1 protein-coding gene is annotated in these 273 nt (G+C 67.8%); it reads right to left on the bottom strand.

The features are described 5' to 3' along the window. Positions 1–273, bottom strand: a 273-nt coding sequence (locus SB765_RS29645; RefSeq protein ID WP_410932493.1) for an AAA family ATPase, incomplete at both ends; no start/stop codon positions are given.

The following is a 273-nucleotide window of genomic DNA, read 5'->3' as shown; positions in this document are numbered from 1 at the left end:
AGGATCTGCTCGCGGCCGCGGATGTCCGGCAGGCCCACGTAGACCTGGCGGTCGAAACGGCCCGGACGCAGCAGCGCCTTGTCCAGCACGTCGGCGCGGTTGGTCGCGGCGATCACGATGACGCCCGAGTTGGCCTCGAAGCCATCCATCTCGACCAGCATCTGGTTCAGCGTCTGCTCGCGCTCGTCGTTGCCGCCGCCCATGCCGGCGCCGCGATGGCGACCGACCGCGTCGATTTCATCGATGAACACGATGCAGGGCGCCTGCTTCTTG

Origin of the sequence: Pseudomonas sp. SIMBA_067, assembly GCF_046534675.1 — a bacterium.
GTDB classification, from domain to species: Bacteria; Pseudomonadota; Gammaproteobacteria; order Pseudomonadales; family Pseudomonadaceae; genus Aquipseudomonas; species Aquipseudomonas putida.
The sequence above is the reverse complement of the archived record's forward strand: the minus strand, read 5'-3'. Positions and strand labels throughout refer to the sequence as shown.